16 protein-coding genes are annotated in these 15,464 nt (G+C 71.7%); 10 read left to right on the top strand and 6 right to left on the bottom strand.

Annotation, left to right across the window (positions count from 1 at the left end; genetic code table 11):
* Positions 1-13 precede the first annotated feature (13 nt).
* Positions 14-1,726, top strand: a complete 1,713-nt coding sequence (locus MUK52_RS05960) for an AMP-binding protein (protein ID WP_114054855.1) — start codon at positions 14-16, stop codon at positions 1,724-1,726.
* 51 nt (positions 1,727-1,777) lie between these two features.
* On the opposite strand, the gene MUK52_RS05955 is transcribed toward MUK52_RS05960, so the two are convergent.
* Entirely contained in the window at positions 1,778-2,269 is a 492-nt protein-coding gene (locus tag MUK52_RS05955) for a glutathione peroxidase (protein WP_114054856.1), read from the bottom strand.
* A 112-nt stretch (positions 2,270-2,381) separates the two neighbouring features.
* Positions 2,382-3,155, bottom strand: coding sequence for a hypothetical protein (locus MUK52_RS05950; protein ID WP_284574953.1), 774 nt, complete (start codon positions 3,153-3,155; stop codon positions 2,382-2,384).
* Between the two features lie 258 nt (positions 3,156-3,413).
* On the opposite strand from MUK52_RS05950, the gene gcl reads away from it, so the two are divergent.
* The gene (gene gcl, locus MUK52_RS05945; RefSeq protein ID WP_114054858.1) at positions 3,414-5,201 is read left to right on the top strand and encodes a glyoxylate carboligase; all 1,788 of its coding nucleotides are present in this window, start codon (positions 3,414-3,416) and stop codon (positions 5,199-5,201) included.
* 103 nt (positions 5,202-5,304) lie between these two features.
* On the opposite strand, the gene MUK52_RS05940 is transcribed toward gcl, so the two are convergent.
* Entirely contained in the window at positions 5,305-5,940 is a 636-nt protein-coding gene (locus MUK52_RS05940; protein WP_114054859.1) for an HdeD family acid-resistance protein, read from the bottom strand.
* Positions 5,941-6,163: 223 nt separating this feature from the next.
* Here MUK52_RS05940 and MUK52_RS05935 point away from each other — a divergent pair, with 223 nt between their 5' ends.
* Both MUK52_RS05935 and MUK52_RS05930 read left to right on the top strand, forming a co-directional pair.
* Complete coding sequence (locus tag MUK52_RS05935) at positions 6,164-6,586, top strand: DUF6325 family protein (protein WP_114058556.1); 423 nt, start codon at positions 6,164-6,166, stop codon at positions 6,584-6,586.
* Positions 6,587-6,608: 22 nt separating this feature from the next.
* A complete protein-coding gene (locus MUK52_RS05930; protein ID WP_284574952.1) occupies positions 6,609-6,908 on the top strand; it encodes an SHOCT domain-containing protein in 300 nt (99 codons plus the stop codon).
* A gap of 403 nt (positions 6,909-7,311) precedes the next feature.
* Here MUK52_RS05930 and MUK52_RS05925 read toward each other — a convergent pair whose 3' ends face one another.
* The 3 genes from MUK52_RS05925 to MUK52_RS05915 all read right to left on the bottom strand — a co-directional run bounded on the left by MUK52_RS05925 (position 7,312) and on the right by MUK52_RS05915 (position 10,804).
* Positions 7,312-8,769, bottom strand: coding sequence for a catalase (locus MUK52_RS05925; protein ID WP_114054861.1), 1,458 nt, complete (start codon positions 8,767-8,769; stop codon positions 7,312-7,314).
* Between the two features lie 220 nt (positions 8,770-8,989).
* The gene (locus MUK52_RS05920; RefSeq protein ID WP_284574951.1) at positions 8,990-9,883 is read right to left on the bottom strand and encodes a 2-hydroxy-3-oxopropionate reductase; all 894 of its coding nucleotides are present in this window, start codon (positions 9,881-9,883) and stop codon (positions 8,990-8,992) included.
* A gap of 87 nt (positions 9,884-9,970) precedes the next feature.
* Positions 9,971-10,804, bottom strand: coding sequence for a TIM barrel protein (locus MUK52_RS05915; protein WP_284574950.1), 834 nt, complete (start codon positions 10,802-10,804; stop codon positions 9,971-9,973).
* A gap of 125 nt (positions 10,805-10,929) precedes the next feature.
* On the opposite strand from MUK52_RS05915, the gene MUK52_RS05910 reads away from it, so the two are divergent.
* The 6 genes from MUK52_RS05910 (at position 10,930) to MUK52_RS05885 (ending at position 15,183) form a co-directional block, all read left to right on the top strand.
* Positions 10,930-11,181: a YkoF family thiamine-binding protein gene (locus MUK52_RS05910; protein ID WP_114054864.1), complete on the top strand. Its 252-nt coding sequence runs from the start codon at positions 10,930-10,932 to the stop codon at positions 11,179-11,181.
* Positions 11,178-11,555 (top strand): helix-turn-helix domain-containing protein, encoded by a 378-nt coding sequence (locus MUK52_RS05905; RefSeq protein ID WP_284574949.1) that lies wholly within the window; start codon positions 11,178-11,180, stop codon positions 11,553-11,555. The genes MUK52_RS05910 and MUK52_RS05905 overlap by 4 nt, the downstream gene beginning before the upstream one ends.
* A 154-nt stretch (positions 11,556-11,709) precedes the next feature.
* Positions 11,710-12,216, top strand: a complete 507-nt coding sequence (gene uraD, locus MUK52_RS05900; RefSeq protein ID WP_114054866.1) for a 2-oxo-4-hydroxy-4-carboxy-5-ureidoimidazoline decarboxylase — start codon at positions 11,710-11,712, stop codon at positions 12,214-12,216.
* 8 nt (positions 12,217-12,224) lie between these two features.
* A complete protein-coding gene (gene uraH, locus MUK52_RS05895) occupies positions 12,225-12,617 on the top strand; it encodes a hydroxyisourate hydrolase (protein WP_114054867.1) in 393 nt (130 codons plus the stop codon).
* A 6-nt stretch (positions 12,618-12,623) separates the two neighbouring features.
* Positions 12,624-13,547: a factor-independent urate hydroxylase gene (gene pucL, locus MUK52_RS05890; RefSeq protein WP_114054868.1), complete on the top strand. Its 924-nt coding sequence runs from the start codon at positions 12,624-12,626 to the stop codon at positions 13,545-13,547.
* A 241-nt stretch (positions 13,548-13,788) separates the two neighbouring features.
* Positions 13,789-15,183 carry an 8-oxoguanine deaminase gene (locus MUK52_RS05885; protein ID WP_114054869.1) on the top strand — a complete coding sequence of 465 codons (1,395 nt, stop codon included), beginning with the start codon at positions 13,789-13,791 and terminating at the stop codon, positions 15,181-15,183.
* The last annotated feature ends 281 nt before the right edge of the window (positions 15,184-15,464 follow it).

Genomic DNA, 15,464 nt, shown 5'->3' with positions numbered 1-15,464 from the left:
CGCACACGGCACGATGCCCTCCATGACCCACGACACCGCCCGGACCGCCGCCGGCGGCGACCCCGCCGCCGAGTTCCTCGCCGCCCGCGACTTCCTCCTCGCCCACCGCGGCGACCCCGACGCCGCGAGCGCCGGCTTCACCTGGCCCCGGCCGCGGAGCTTCAACTGGGCTCAGGACTGGTTCGACCGCCTCGCCGCCGGCAACACCGCCGACGCCCTGCGCATCGCCGAAGAGGACGGGACCGTCCACGCCCTCACCTTCGAGGAGCTGGCCGCCGCGTCCCGTTCCGCCGCCACCTGGCTGCGCGCGCAGGGCGTCGCCGCGGGCGACCGCGTCCTCGTCATGCTCGGCAACCAGCGCGAGCTGTGGGAGGTCATGCTCGCCGCGATGCGGCTGCGCGCCGTCGTCATCCCCGCCACCCCGCTCCTCGGCACGGCCGACCTCCGCGACCGCATCGAGCGGGGCCGCGTACGGCACGTGATCGTGCGCGCCGAGGACACCGGCAAGTTCGACACCGCGCCCGGCACCTACACGAGGATCGCGGCCGGCCCCGAAGCCCCCTCGGGCTGGCGGCGGTTGGCGGACATGTACGGAGCCGAACCCGACTTCACGCCCGACGGCGAGACCTCCGCCGACGACCCGCTGATGCTGTACTTCACCTCCGGCACCACCGCCCGCCCCAAGCTCGTCGAGCACACGCACGCCTCGTACCCCATCGGCCACCTGTCCACCATGTACTGGATCGGGCTGCGCCCCGGCGACGTCCACCTCAACATCGCCTCGCCCGGCTGGGCCAAGCACGCCTGGTCGAACCTGTTCGCCCCGTGGAACGCCGGTGCCACCGTCTTCGTGCACAACTACGCCCGCTTCGACGCGGAGCGGCTGATGGAGCTGATGGACCGGCACGGCGTGACGACGTTCTGCGCCCCGCCGACGGTGTGGCGGATGCTGATCCAGTCGGACCTGTCGACGCTGCGGACCCCGCCCCGCGAGGCCGTCGCCGCCGGGGAGCCGCTCAACCCGGAGGTGATCGAGAAGGTCCGCGACGCCTGGGGCGTCACCGTCCGCGACGGCTTCGGCCAGACGGAGACCACCCTGCAGATCGGCAACTTCCCCGGGGTGCCGGTGAAGCCGGGCTCGATGGGGCGCCCCGCCCCCGGCTACCGGATCGTGCTCCTCGACCCGGTCACCGGCAAGGAGTCGCAGGACGAGGGCGAGATCTGCGTCGACCTGGGCACCCGCCCGGCCGGGGTGATGACCGGCTACCGGGACGATCCCGAGCGGACCGCCGAGTCCATGGCGGACGGGCTCTACCGCACCGGCGACATCGCGGCGCGCGACGCCGACGGATACCTCTCCTACGTCGGCCGCTCGGACGACGTCTTCAAGGCCTCCGACTACAAGATCAGCCCGTTCGAGCTGGAGAGCGCGCTGCTGGAGCACGAGGCCGTCGCCGAGGCGGCCGTCGTACCGGCCCCGGACCCGGTGCGGCTGGCGGTCCCGAAGGCGTACGTCGCCCTCGCCGCCGGGTGGGAGGCCGGGCCCGAGACGGCGCGGGCCCTGTTCGCGCACTCCCGCGCGGTGCTCTCCCCGTACAAGCGGATCCGGCGGATCGAGTTCGCGGAGCTGCCGAAGACGGTCTCGGGCAAGATCCGCCGGGTGGAGCTGCGGGCCCTCACGGCCGCCGGGTCGGGCACCGAGTACGACGAGGCCGAGCTGGGCTGAGGCCCGCCGGGCGGGGCGGCCGGAAGCCCGGCCGCCCCGCCCGCCCGCGGACTACTGCGCGGGGAGCAGCGCCTCGATCGCCGAGACGATCTCCTCGGACTCCGGCTCCGTACGCGGCCGGAACCGCGCGACGACCTCGCCGGCCGGGGAGATCAGGAACTTCTCGAAGTTCCACTGGATGTCGCCGGCCTCGCCGTCGGCGTCCGCGGTCTGCACCAGCTCGCGGTAGAGCGGGTGCCGGTTCTCGCCGTTGACCTCGGTCTTCTCCAGCATCGGGAACGTCACGCCGAAGCCGGCCGCACAGAAGGTCCGGATGTCCTCGGCGGTGCCGGGCTCCTGCCCGCCGAACTGGTTGCAGGGCACGCCCACCACGGTGAAGCCCTTCGCCTCGTACGCGAACTGCAGCCGGGCCAGGCCCGAGTACTGCGGGGTGAGCCCGCACTGGGAGGCGGTGTTCACCAGCAGGATCACCTTGCCCTTGTGCTCGCCGAGGGTGGTGGGCTCGTCGGCCAGGGTGGTCAGCGGGATGTCGTACAGGCTCATCGGCTCTCCTCGGCGGTGAAGGGACTGTCGGGGCCGGCGGTTTCCGCCCCGAGCCTACGCGGCGGCCGGGCGGGCCGGAGCGGCCGGTGGGGCGGGCGCCCCGTCCGGGCGGTCAGGCACCCGCCGTGACGAGGGCCTCGGCCGCCTCGTTGAGCGGCTGCGGCATGCCCGTCAGGTCCATGATGAACAGCGGTATCCCGAGGGCGTCCGCCCGGGAGCGGGCCTCGTGCGTGTAGCCGGCGAGCGCGAAGTACACGCAGGAGGCGGAGGCCGCAAGGCCGTTCAGCCACACGCACTCCACGGCCCGCAGCCCGGCCGGCGCCGTCGTCGGGTCCACCTGGGCGACGAGCCCGGGGGCGCGAAGGTCCACGGCGGCGGACGGGACGGGCGGGCCCTCGGGGCGGCGGACGTCGCGGAAGCCGAGCCAGCGCAGGTACAGGGCGGCCGTCGCGACGGCGTCGCGCGCGGTCCGGATCGTCACCGGGCGGAACGGCGCCCGCGGCACCGGCACCCCCGGCCCGCCCCCGGCCGCGGCGGCCGCCGCGGGCCGCGCGCCGGAACTGCCGTGTGCCGCCCCGCCGGGCGGGGCCCCGTACGCCTGCGCCGCACCTCCCGGCGCCTCCGCCGGCAGCACCGCGAGCCGCACCACCGTGCCGCACGAGCCGCACCCGACCTCCGGCTGCGGCCACTCGCCGACCCGCCCGCACGCGGCGCACCGCACCCGCACCCACGCCTCCGACCAGTTCCGGTGCGTCAGCACCGCCGGCTGGGCCGACGGGTCCAGCGGCAGCACCGCCGGGGCGCCGCACGCGCACGGGAAGGCCGGGGGGCAGTAGCCGTTCTCGCGCAGGCACTCCGGGCAGCGCACCGGTACCGCTTCCGCCATGGGCCTCGGACCTCCTCCGTCGCTGTGGTGCGTCCATGCTCCCGCAAGGGCGGCGGCCCCGGCGGCAGCGGCGGCGGTTTCCGGCCCCGCCGGGCCGCTGTTTGTGCGTCCCGCTTGAACGGGACGCGGCATTTGGTGGGTTCGGGGGTGCCGGGACGCCTTGACGTGCACCGACCCGCCGCTTAGCTTGTTCCGTATAACAGAATACGAATTCCGCATTGCGGAAACAGTCTGACCGCCAGACCTGCAGGAGACCCGATGCCCCGTATGACAGCCGCAGCCGCCGCCGTGGAGATCCTCAAGCGCGAGGGTGTCGCGCAAGCGTTCGGCGTGCCCGGCGCTGCGATCAACCCGTTCTACCGAGAGCTCAAGAACGTCGGCGGCATCAAGCACACCCTCGCCCGCCACGTCGAGGGCGCCTCGCACATGGCGGAGGGCTTCACCCGGGCCAAGGCGGGCAACATCGGCGTCTGCATCGGCACCTCCGGCCCCGCCGGCACCGACATGATCACCGGCCTGTACTCGGCGATCGCCGACTCGATCCCGATCCTCTGCATCACCGGCCAGGCCCCGGTCTCCAAGCTGCACAAGGAGGACTTCCAGGCCGTCGACATCGCGGCGATCGCGGGGCCCGTCACGAAGAAGGCGACGACGGTCCTGGAGGCCGCGCAGGTCCCGGGCGTCTTCCAGGAGGCCTTCCACCTGATGCGCTCCGGCCGCCCCGGCCCGGTCCTCATCGACCTGCCGATCGACGTCCAGCTCACCGAGATCGAGTTCGACCCGGACACCTACGAGCCGCTGCCGGTCTACCAGCCGCGGGCCACCCGGGCCCAGGCCGAGAAGGCCCTGGCCCTCCTGCTGGAGTCCGAGCGCCCGCTGATCGTCGCCGGCGGCGGCATCATCAACGCCGACGCCTCCGACCTGCTGGTCGAGTTCGCCGAGCTCACCAACGTCCCGGTCATCTCCACCCTGATGGGCTGGGGCACCATCCCGGACGACCACGAGCTCGCCGCCGGCATGGTCGGCGTCCAGACCTCGCACCGCTACGGCAACGAGACCTTCCTCGCCTCCGACTTCGTCCTCGGCATCGGCAACCGCTGGGCCAACCGCCACACCGGGTACAACCTGGAGGCGTACACCAAGGGCCGCACCTTCGTCCACGTCGACATCGAGCCCACCCAGCTCGGCAAGATCTTCGCCCCGGACTACGGCATCGCCTCCGACGCCGGGGCCGCGCTGGAGCTGTTCGTCGAGATCGCGAAGGAGCTCAAGGCCGCGGGCCGGCTGCCCGACTTCTCCGCCTGGGCCGCCTCCGCGCAGGAGCGCAAGGCCACCCTCCAGCGCCGCACGCACTTCGACAACATCCCAATGAAGCCGCAGCGCGTGTACGAGGAGATGAACAAGGCGTTCGGCCCGGAGACGCGCTACGTCACCACCATCGGCCTCTCGCAGATCGCCGCCGCGCAGTTCCTGCACGTCTACAAGCCGCGCCACTGGATCAACTGCGGCCAGGCCGGCCCGCTCGGCTGGACGATCCCGGCCGCCATCGGCGCCGCCACCGCGGACCCGGAGACCCCGATCGTCGCGCTGTCCGGCGACTACGACTTCCAGTTCATGATCGAGGAGCTGGCGGTCGCCGCGCAGCACAAGGTCCCCTACGTCCACGTCCTCGTCAACAACGCCTACCTCGGCCTGATCCGCCAGGCGCAGGCGGGCCTCGACATCAACTTCCAGGTCAACCTGGAGTTCGAGAACATCAACACCCCGGAGATCGGCGTCTACGGCGTCGACCACGTCAAGGTCGCCGAGGGCCTGGGCGTCAAGGCGATCCGCGTGACGGACCCCGACGAGCTGGGCGCCGCCTTCGAGCAGGCCAAGAAGCTGGCCGTCGAGCACCAGGTCCCGGTCGTCGTCGAGGCCATCCTGGAGCGCGTCACCAACATCTCGATGAGCAAGACGGTCGACATGAGCAACGTGACCGAGTTCGAGGAGCTCGCCACCGAGCCCGGCCACGCCCCGACCGCCATCAAGGCCCTGAAGGTCTGACCGGCGTACCACGGCACCGCACGGCGGCCCCCGCACCCTCGCAGGAGGGGCGGGGGCCGTTCCGCGTCCGCGGCGTACGGGCTTCCCTGGCGCCGGCCCCCGGTCAGTGCCGCAGCGCCGAGCGCAGGGCAAACGCGGCGGCCGCCTCCGCGAGGCCGAGCAGGATCAGCCACAGCCCCAGCAGCCGCGTGAGCGCGACGGCGGACTCGATCGGCAGGCACAGCACGACGATGCCCGCGACGATCCCGAGCAGCGCGAGCGCGAACGCCAGGCCGCGGTGGGGGAGCGCCCTGTTCGCGACGGCCGCGTAGGCGCCCAGCATCCCGGAGGCCAGCCACACCATGCCGATGACCAGCGCCAGGACGGTGATGGTGAGCTGGGGGCCGCGCAGGCAGAGCACGCCGGCCACGACGTACACGACGGCGGCCAGCAGCCCGGCCGCCCGCTCGCCGGCCTCGTGGGACCCGGCGAACGCCGCCACGAACCGGAAGACGCCCGCCACCAGCAGGTAGAGCCCGATGAGCACCGCCACCAGGTGCAGCGTCTTGTCCGGCCACACCAGCATGAGGATGCCGAACACCAGGGTCGCGAGCGACGAGCCCAGCACCCACTTCCAGGACGATCCGAGCGCCCCGAGCCGGTCGAGGGGGTCGGCGGCCGGGCCGCCGCGGGCTGCGGAGGAGCCGCCGAAGGGGTCGTCGGCGGGCTCCGGAGGTACGGGCCGTTCGGGGGCGCTCATGGCTCCTCCTCACCACGTCGGGCGGGGCGCAGGGGAGTGCGCGGACAGCGCGCTCCTGCCTCTCCCCTCCCCCCGAGCATGGCCCGGCGCCCGCCCCGGTGCCTCACCCGCGGGGGGTGACCTCCCGCGGGCTGCAGCGCGTCTACGGTCGACTTCGTCCGTGACCGTGTGACGGAATGCGACAGGAGGAGCGGACGTGACCAGAGAGAACGGCCTCGACGAGATGGGGCCCATCGACTACCTGGTGGTCGAATTCCCCGGCAGCCACCTGACCGGCGAGGGAATGCCCCTGCTGGCCGATCTCGTGGACCGCGGGATCATCCGCATTCTCGACCTCACCTTCCTCACCAAGGAGGAGGACGGGTCGGTGCGGGGCCTCGCCCTGGCCGACGTCACGGGCGACGGCAGCCTCGACCTCACCCTCTTCGAGGGGGCCTCCTCGGGCCTGCTCGGCCAGGAGGACCTCGACGAGGCCGGGACGCTGCTGGGGCCGGGCGACTCCGCGGCCGTGCTCCTGTACGAGAACCTGTGGGCGGCGCCCCTGGCCGCAGCCCTGCGCCGGGCCGACGCCCGGATGATCGCGAGCGGCCGCATACCGGTCCAGGACATCGTCGAGGCACTGGACGCCCTCGACGGCGCGGCCTGACACGAGACGGAGGAGGAAGACCATGCCCGGACTGCTTCGAGGCGTCGCTCGCACCGCGGTGGTCGCGGGGACGGCCACCGCCGTCTCCAACCGCGTCTCGCGCCGCCAGGCCGGCCGCTGGGCCCAGCAGGAGGCCCAGCAGGAGGCGCAGCAGAGCGCGGCGGCGGCGCCGCAGGCGCCTTCCCAGCCCCCGCCCGCGGCGGCCGCGCCCTCCATGGAGGACAAGATCGCCCAGTTGAAGGAGCTCGGCACGCTCAAGGACCAGGGGGTGCTCACCGAGGAGGAGTTCGCCGCGCAGAAGGCCCGCATCCTGGGCTCCTGAGGCGCGCGCGGACAGCGGAGCGCCGGGCCGCGGGACCGTCCGCGGCCCGGCGCTGGTCCGGGTGGATCTGTACCGCCCGACGGGGCGAGGCTGGCGCGACAGGACGTTCGCTCCCGCCGGGCGGGTCTGTGGGGGAGGTCTGCTCCGGTGCGCGGGGGCTTCTGTGCGCGGCCCGCGGGCGGTCGCGGAGCGGCTGGGACCGCGGTGGCGCCGACAGGACCCCGGATCCGCCTCCCTCAGGTCAAGAGGCGGGCCGTTGGGGGCCTTTACCACCGCACTGGCTCGACGCCACCGCGGTCCTCGTCCTGCCCGTGCCGCGGACCACCCCTCATCCGGGTCCTCGGCAGCGGGCCGGCACCAGGGACCCGACCTCCCGTCAGGGCCCCGGTGCGTCCTGTGTGGCTCAGGCGTCGCGCAGGGCGCGGACGGCCTCCTCGACGCGCTTGCCGTAGTCGGCGTCCGCGGCGTGGAAGTGAGCCAGGTTCTTCTCGATGACGTCCTCGCGGGACACCTGGGACAGGCCGCCGGCGATGTTCGCCACCAGCCGCTCCTTCTCGGCGTCCGACATCAGCCGGTACAGCTCGCCGGCCTGGAAGAAGTCGTCGTCCTTGGTGTGCAGCGGGGCCGCGTGGGTGCCTGTGTAGCCGGAGACGGCCCGCGGGGCGCCGAGCGCCAGGCCGGTCTCGGCCGGACCCTGGTGGGAGTTGGGCTCGTAGTTCTTGTCGGTCCGCGAGCCGTTGCGGGTGGCCATGAAGCCGTCGCGGCCGTAGTTGTCGGCGACCGCCGCCTTCGGGGCGTTGACGGGCAGCTGGGTGTGGTTCACGCCGAGGCGGTAGCGCTGGGCGTCGGCGTACGCGAAGAGGCGGCCCTGGAGCATCTTGTCCGGCGAGGCGGTGATGCCGGGGACGAAGTTGTTCGGGGAGAACGCGGCCTGCTCGACCTCGGCGAAGACGTTGTCCGGGTTGCGGTCGAGGACCAGGCGGCCCACGCGCTGCAGCGGGTAGTCGGCGTGCGGCCACACCTTGGTGAGGTCGAACGGGTTGAAGCGGTAGTCCTCGGCCTCGGCGGCCGGCATGATCTGGACGTAGAGCGTCCAGGACGGGTACACGCCCCGCTCGATGGCCTGGAGCAGGTCCGTCTGGTGCGAGTTGGGGTCCTGGCCGGCGAGCTCGGCGCCCTGCTCGGAGGACAGGCAGCGGATGCCCTGGTTCGTCTTGAAGTGGTACTTGACGAAGAAGGCCTCGCCCTTGTCGTTCGTCCACTGGTAGGTGTGCGAGCCGTAGCCGTTCATGTGGCGGTACGAGGCAGGTATGCCGCGGTCGCCCATCAGCCAGGTGATCTGGTGCGTCGCCTCGGGGGCGTGCGCCCAGAAGTCCCAGACGTTGTCCGGCTCCTGCTTGCCCGTGAAGGGGTCGCGCTTCTGGGAGTGGATGAAGTCGGGGAACTTGATCGGGTCCTTGATGAAGAACACCGGGGTGTTGTTGCCGACGAGGTCGTAGTTGCCCTCTTCGGTGTAGAACTTCAGCGCGAAGCCCCGGGGGTCGCGGACCGCGTCCGCGCCGCCGAGGGAGTCGGCGACGGTGGAGAAGCGCAGGAAGGTCTCGGTCTTCTTGCCGACGGTGTTCAGGAACGCGGCGCTCGTGTAGGCGGTGACGTCGTCGGTCACCTCGAAGTGGCCGTACGCGGCCGAGCCGCGGGCGTGCACCACGCGCTCCGGAATGCGCTCCCGGTTGAAGCGGGCGAGCTTCTCGAGGAGCTGCTGGTCCTGGATGAGGAGCGGGCCACCGACGCCGGCGGTGGCGGAGTTCTGGTTGTCGGCGACCGGGGCGCCGGACTCGGTCGTCAGCGTGCGCTTCGACATGGTGACCTTCCGTACGGGTAACTGCTGACGGAAAGCGGCTTCCGTCATGCGGAACAGCCTAGATATCGGCCGAACGCAGCGTCAACAGTTTGTTGAAGAAAGAGGGAGGGTGGTGTTCCGGGCGGTGCCGGCGCTTGGGCGCGACAGGACAGGTGTCAGCACCGGCACCGCCCGGAAACTCGTGGCCCCCGGCTGTGGGGGTTGGGCGCGGCAGGTCCGGTCAGACCTGCGAGCCGGAGAGGCGCTCGACGGCGCGCAGCAGGGCGGAGTGGTCCAGGCCGCCGTCGCCCTGGGCGCGCAGCGAGGCGACGAGCTGGGCGACGACCGCGCCGACGGGGAGGGCGGCGCCGACGTTGCGGGCGGCGTCGGTGACGATGCCCATGTCCTTGTGGTGCAGGTCGATGCGGAAGCCCGGCTTGAAGTCGCGGTTCAGGAAGTTGTCCTTCTTCCGCGTCAGGACGGTCGAGCCGGCCAGGCCGCCGTTCAGGACGTCGAGCGCCGCGTTCAGGTCCACGCCCGACTTCTCCAGGAACACCACGGCCTCGGCGCAGGCCTGGATGTTGACGGCGACGATGAGCTGGTTGGCGGCCTTCACCGTCTGGCCGGAGCCGTGCGGGCCGCACAGGACGATGGTCTTGCCGAGGGTCTCCAGGACCGGCAGGGCCGCGTCGAAGTCGGCCTGCTCGCCGCCCACCATGATGGACAGCACGGCCTCGATGGCGCCGGCCTCGCCGCCGGAGACGGGCGCGTCGATGACGCGGATGCCCTTCTCCTTGGCGTTGCGGGCCAGGTCGACGGAGGTCTGCGGGGTGATCGACGACATGTCGATAAGCAGCGCGCCGGCCTTCGCGTTCTCCAGGATGCCCTCGGGGCCGTAGGAGATGGCCTCGACCTGCGGGGAGGCGGGCACCATCGTGATGATCACGTCGGCGTCCCTGACGGCGTCGGCGATCGAGCCCGCCGCCGTGCCGCCCGCGGCCGCGAGGCGGTCCAGCTTGTCCTGCTCCAGCGTGAAGCCGGTGACCTCGTAGCCGGCCTTCAGCAGGTTCTCGGACATGGGGGAGCCCATGATGCCGAGGCCGATCCACGCGATCTTGGGGAGGTTGTTGCTCATGGTGACGGGTCCTTCTCTGGAAAAGCTCTTGGAGCGGGGTACGAAAAGCGGCGGGCGCGCCTGGGGGAACGTCCGGAATCCAGGCGGCTAGCGGGCGGCGCGGGCCTCGGCCGGCAGCCATCCGAAGGAGGCGGCTGCGTCCTCGGCCTTGTACTCCAGGCCGACGAACCCCTGGTAGCCGGCCTTGCGGAGCTGGTCGAGGAGGTCCTCCAGCGGCAGCTCGCCGGTGCCCGGGGCGCCGCGGCCCGGCTTGTCCGCGATCTGGACGTGTCCGGTCTTGGCGGCGTACTTTTCGATGACCTCCGAGAGGTCCTCGCCGTTCATCGCCAGGTGGTACAGGTCGAGCAGGAACTTGGCGTTCGCGAGGCCGGTCGCCGCGTTCACCCGGTCCACGACGTCGATCGCGGCGGGTGCGCTCACCAGCGGGTAGAGCGGCGACTCGGGCTGGTTCAGGGTCTCGATCAGCAGGACCGCACCCACCCGGTGCGCGGCGCGGGCCGCGGTGGCCAGGTTCTCCAGGGCCAGTTCGTCCTGGGCGGCCGGGTCCACGCCCTCGACGCGGTTGCCGTAGAGGGCGTTCAGCGCCTTGCAGCCGACGGAGGCGGCGAAGTCCGCCGCGACGTCGATGTTGGCGCGGAAGCGCTCCGACTCCTCGCCGGGTACGGAGACCGCGCCGCGGTCCGGGCCGGGGAGCCGGCCCGCGTAGAAGTTCAGCCCCACCAGCTGGGTGCCGGCGTCCTGGAGGGCGTGCCTCAGGGCGTCCAGCTCCTCCCTCGCCGGGGTCGGGGTGTCGATCCAGGGCCACCACAGCTCGACCGCGGTGAAGCCCGCCGCGGCGGCGGCCGCGGGGCGCTCCAGGAGCGGGAGTTCCGTGAAGAGGATCGACAGGTTCACATCGAAGCGCTGGTCCGTGTATCCCATGAGGGGCGTGCGCTCCTTCCGTATTGCGGAAGTTTGTTTCTGCTTGATGGAAGACTGCAAGCCGGGCGCTGCACTTGTCAAGTGGGGGCTGCCGGTTTTTCCGTACCTCGGGGTAGCTTGACCAGGTGCGATTGAGAGTGGAGTTCACGACCGAGCCCTTCGACCTCGAAGAGGCCCCCGCCCACGCCGTGGCCGCCCGCGAGGTCATCCAGAGGGCCCAGCTGGACGCCGTCGACGTGGGTCCGTTCGGCAACACCGCCGAGGGCGAGGCCGGGGCGGTCCTGGAGGCGGTGTCCGCGCTGCTGCGCGACTCGCTCGGGGCCGGCGCGACCCGCGTGTCCCTCCAGGTGAACGTCATCGGGGAGGGCGGCGCATGACCGAGCCTCGCGACCACCCGTTCGTCGCCGCGGTCAAACCGCTGGTCGACGCCATGGGCGGGGTGCTCATGGACCCGGCCGAGGCCCAGCCCGACGACGTGGTGCTCGCCTGGGAGGGTCAGGAGCTCCTCGCCGTGCGCCTGCCGCAGCTCGGCGAGTCCCTGGACCACATCCTGGCCGCGCTGGAGCGCCGCCACGGCGTACCGTTGTCACAGCTGGACCGGAAGGCGAAGCAGGACGTCGTCCGGATACTGGAGGCGCGCGGCGCCTTCTCCGTGCGCCACGGCGTCGAGACCGTGGCCGCCGCCCTCGGGGTGAGCCGGTTCACCGTCTACAACTACCTGAACCGGGAGAACGCCAAAAACCAGGGGTGACGCCGAACTCACCCGCCGTCACAGGCCGCCGCTCCGAAATCCACCGGACGGCGGCTTTTGTGTACGCGAAGTTTCAACAAAGTGTTGACGCGGTGTTGTCCAGGGCGTTAGCTATGCGCAGCCCGTCAAAGCAACCAGGCCACGGAGGCTTCCCGTGACTTCGAGTCCGACCCCGGGGCTGACCCGGTTCAACACCTTGGACGACGCAGCGGCCGCCGCCGAGCTGCACGAGGTGTGCGCGAGTGCGGCCTGGGGCGGCAAGATGCTCGCCCAGCGCCCCTTCGCCGACGCCGCCGCCCTGTTCGCCGCGAGCGACGCCGCCATGGCGGAGCTCACCGCGGCGGACCTGGCGGAGGCGATGGCCGGCCACCCGCCGATCGGCCGCCCGAAGCCCGGGGACCCGACCTCCGCCCGCGAGCAGCGCGGCATGGCCGGGGCCTCCGAGGAGCTCAAGGCCGAACTGCTCGAACTGAACCTGGCCTACCAGGAGAAGTTCGGCCACGTCTTCCTGATCTGCGCCACCGGTGCGACCGGCGAGCAGATGCGGGACGCGGTCAAGGTCCGGATCCAGAACACCGCCGAGGCCGAGCGGGAGATCGCCCGCGGGGAACTCGTCAAGATCAACCGGATTCGCCTGACCCGACTCGCCGAAGGAGAGTGACGAGGCGCATGAGCACCGACACCACCGCCTCCGTGTCCACGCACATCCTGGACACGAGCATCGGCCGCCCCGCCGAGGGCGTCGCCATCACGCTCGCGGCCCGCAGCGGCCCCGCCGCCGAGTGGACCGCCCTGGGCGGCTCGGCCACCGACGCCGACGGGCGTTGCAAGGACCTCCCGGCCCTGCCGGAGGGCACCACCCACGTACGCCTCGACTTCGAGACCGAGGTGTACTTCGCACAGAAGCAAGCCGCCGAGGCGCAGCAGGACGCCCCCCGCGTAAGGGACAGCGGTGCGTTCTTCCCCGAGGTGACCATCACGTTCGCGGTCCACCCGGGCGAGCACTACCACGTACCGCTGCTGCTCAACCCGTTCGGCTACTCCGTTTACCGAGGGAGCTAGCAGACCATGCCCACGATTCTCGGCCAGAACCAGTACGGCAAAGCAGAGAACCGCGTCGTCAGGATCACGCGGGACGGCGACACCCACCACATCAAGGACCTGAACGTCTCGGTCGCCCTCTCCGGCGACATGGACGACGTCCACTACTCCGGCTCGAACGCGAACGTCCTGCCGACGGACACCACCAAGAACACGGTGTACGCCTTCGCCAAGGAGTACGGCATAGAGTCCGCCGAGCAGTTCGGCATCCACCTGGCCCGCTGGTTCGTGAACAGCCAGGAGCCGATCCACCGGGCGCGCATCCGCATCGAGGAGTACGCCTGGGAGCGGATCCCGACCTCGGACTCCAACTCGAAGTTCATAGGCTCGGACGAGGTCAAGCACTCCTTCGTCCGCAAGGGCCAGGAGACCCGCGTCACCCAGGTCACCTACGACGGCTCCCGCTGGGAGGTCGTCTCCGGCCTGAAGGACCTGGTCGTCATGAACTCCACGAACTCCGAGTTCTGGGGCTACGTGAAGGACAAGTACACCACCCTCCAGGAGGCGTACGACCGCATCCTCGCGACCCAGGTCTCCGGCCGCTGGCGGTTCAACTGGACCGACGACGAGCAGCGCATGCCCAACTGGGAGCGCTCCTACGAGGCCACCCGCAGGCACATGCTGGAGGCCTTCGCCGAGACCTACTCCCTCTCGCTGCAGCAGACGCTGTACCAGATGGGCTCGCGCATCATCAACCACCGCTCGGAGATCGACGAGGTCCGCTTCTCGCTCCCGAACAAGCACCACTTCCTCGTCGACCTGGAGCCCTTCGGCCTCAAGAACGACAACGAGGTGTACTTCGCCGCGGACCGCCCCTACGGTCTGATCGAGGCCACCATCCTGCGGGACGGCGCCGACGCGCGCATCCCGGTGGACCTCACCAACCTGTAGGCCTGACCGGCACCGGCACCGGCCCGGGCGCCCGGGTCCGGGGGCTCCGCAGCAGCCCCCGGCCCCGGACCCCGGCCCCCCACCCGCACCCCGCACCCGCAACACCCGCGAACTTCCCGAACTCGGCACCCGGAGCATCACACGGGGCGGCAGTGCTGTCAGCTGCCGGCCCCCGGTTTCGGCACTCAAATCCCCGGGTCCTGCCGTGCCCGCACCGCCACTGAAAGCACGAGGAAGCCCCATGGCAGCCACTGACAGCGCGGCCCGGCGCATCGTCATCGAGAACTGCGCGATCGCGACCGTCGACGCGAACGACACCGAGTACGCCTCGGGCCACATCGTCATCGCCGGCAACAGGATCGAGTCCGTCGGCCCGGGCAGCGCCCCCGCGGGCCTCGAGAACGTCGAGCGCCGGATCGACGCCACCGGCCACCTCGTGACCCCCGGCCTGGTCAACACCCACCACCACTTCTACCAGTGGATCACCCGCGGCCTGGCCACCGACCACAACCTCTTCAACTGGCTCGTCGCGCTCTACCCGACGTGGGCGCGCATCGACGAGCAGATGGCGTACTCGGCCGCGCAGGGCTCCCTCGCCGCCATGGCCCGCGGCGGCGTCACCACCGCCATGGACCACCACTACGTCTACCCCAAGGGGGCCGGCGACCTCTCCGGCGCGATCATCCGCGCCGCGTCCGAGATGGGCGTCCGCTTCACCCTGGCCCGCGGCTCCATGGACCGCAGCGAGAAGGACGGCGGCCTGCCGCCGGACCACGCCGTCGAGACCCTCGAAGGGGCCCTGGCCGACACCGAGGCGACCGTCAAGAAGTTCCACGACGCCTCCTTCGACGCGATGACCCAGATCGCCGTCGCCCCCTGCTCCCCCTTCTCCGTCTCCACCGAGCTCCTCAAGCAGGGCGCCGAACTGGCCCGCCGCCTCGGCGTGCGCATGCACACCCACGGCAGCGAGACAGTCGAGGAGGAGAAGTTCTGCCACGAGCTCTTCGGCATGGGCCCGACCGACTACTTCGAGTCGACCGGCTGGCTCGGCGAGGACGTGTGGATGGCGCACAGCGTCCACATGAACGACTCCGACATCGCGGCCTTCGCCCGCACCAAGACCGGTGTGGCGCACTGCCCGTCCTCCAACGCCCGCCTCGCCGCCGGCATCGCCCGCGTACCGGACATGCTGGCCGCCGGCGTCCCCGTGGGCCTCGGCGTCGACGGCACCGCCTCCAACGAGTCCGGCGAACTGCACACCGAGCTGCGCAACGCGCTCCTCATCAACCGCCTGAACCCCGTGCACCGCGAGGCCGCGCTCACCGCCCGCCAGTCGCTGCGCCTCGGCACGTACGGCGGCGCGCAGGTCCTCGGCCGCGCCGACAGCATCGGCTCCCTGGAGGCCGGCAAGCTCGCCGACCTGGTGCTGTGGAACCTCTCCACCTTCCTGCACTCCTCCATCGCCGACCCGGTCACCGCCCTCGTCTTCGGCGCGGCGGCCCCGGTGACGGCGTCGTTCGTCAACGGCAGGCAGATCGTCGAGGACAGCCGCCTGCTCACCGCCGACGAGGACGCCATCGCCCGCTCCACGCGGGCCGAGGCGCAGCGCCTCGCGCGCATCGCCGCGCAGGGCTGACCCCCGGAAGTCCGGCCGGGGACGGCCCCGGCCGGCGGCCGCGGACCCGAGCGGGGTCCGCGGGAGCCGTTCCCGGGGTGCGCCCGCGGATCCTCTCCGCGGGCGCACCCGGGGGCGGTGACTCGTGCCACCACCTTCCTCTGCCCCACCCTTCGCGTGCCGGCGCGCGGCAACAGACTCGGGCGAATCGTTTCCGCAGACCGCACGCACCACCCCGCGACCCACCCGCGCTCCACCCCGCAGACCGCACGCACCACCCTCCATGACACCCACGTCCTGCC

Source organism: Streptomyces sp. 2P-4 (genome assembly GCF_030167965.1).
Lineage (GTDB): Bacteria > Actinomycetota > Actinomycetes > Streptomycetales > Streptomycetaceae > Streptomyces > Streptomyces globosus_A.
The sequence above is the reverse complement of the archived record's forward strand: the minus strand, read 5'-3'. Positions and strand labels throughout refer to the sequence as shown.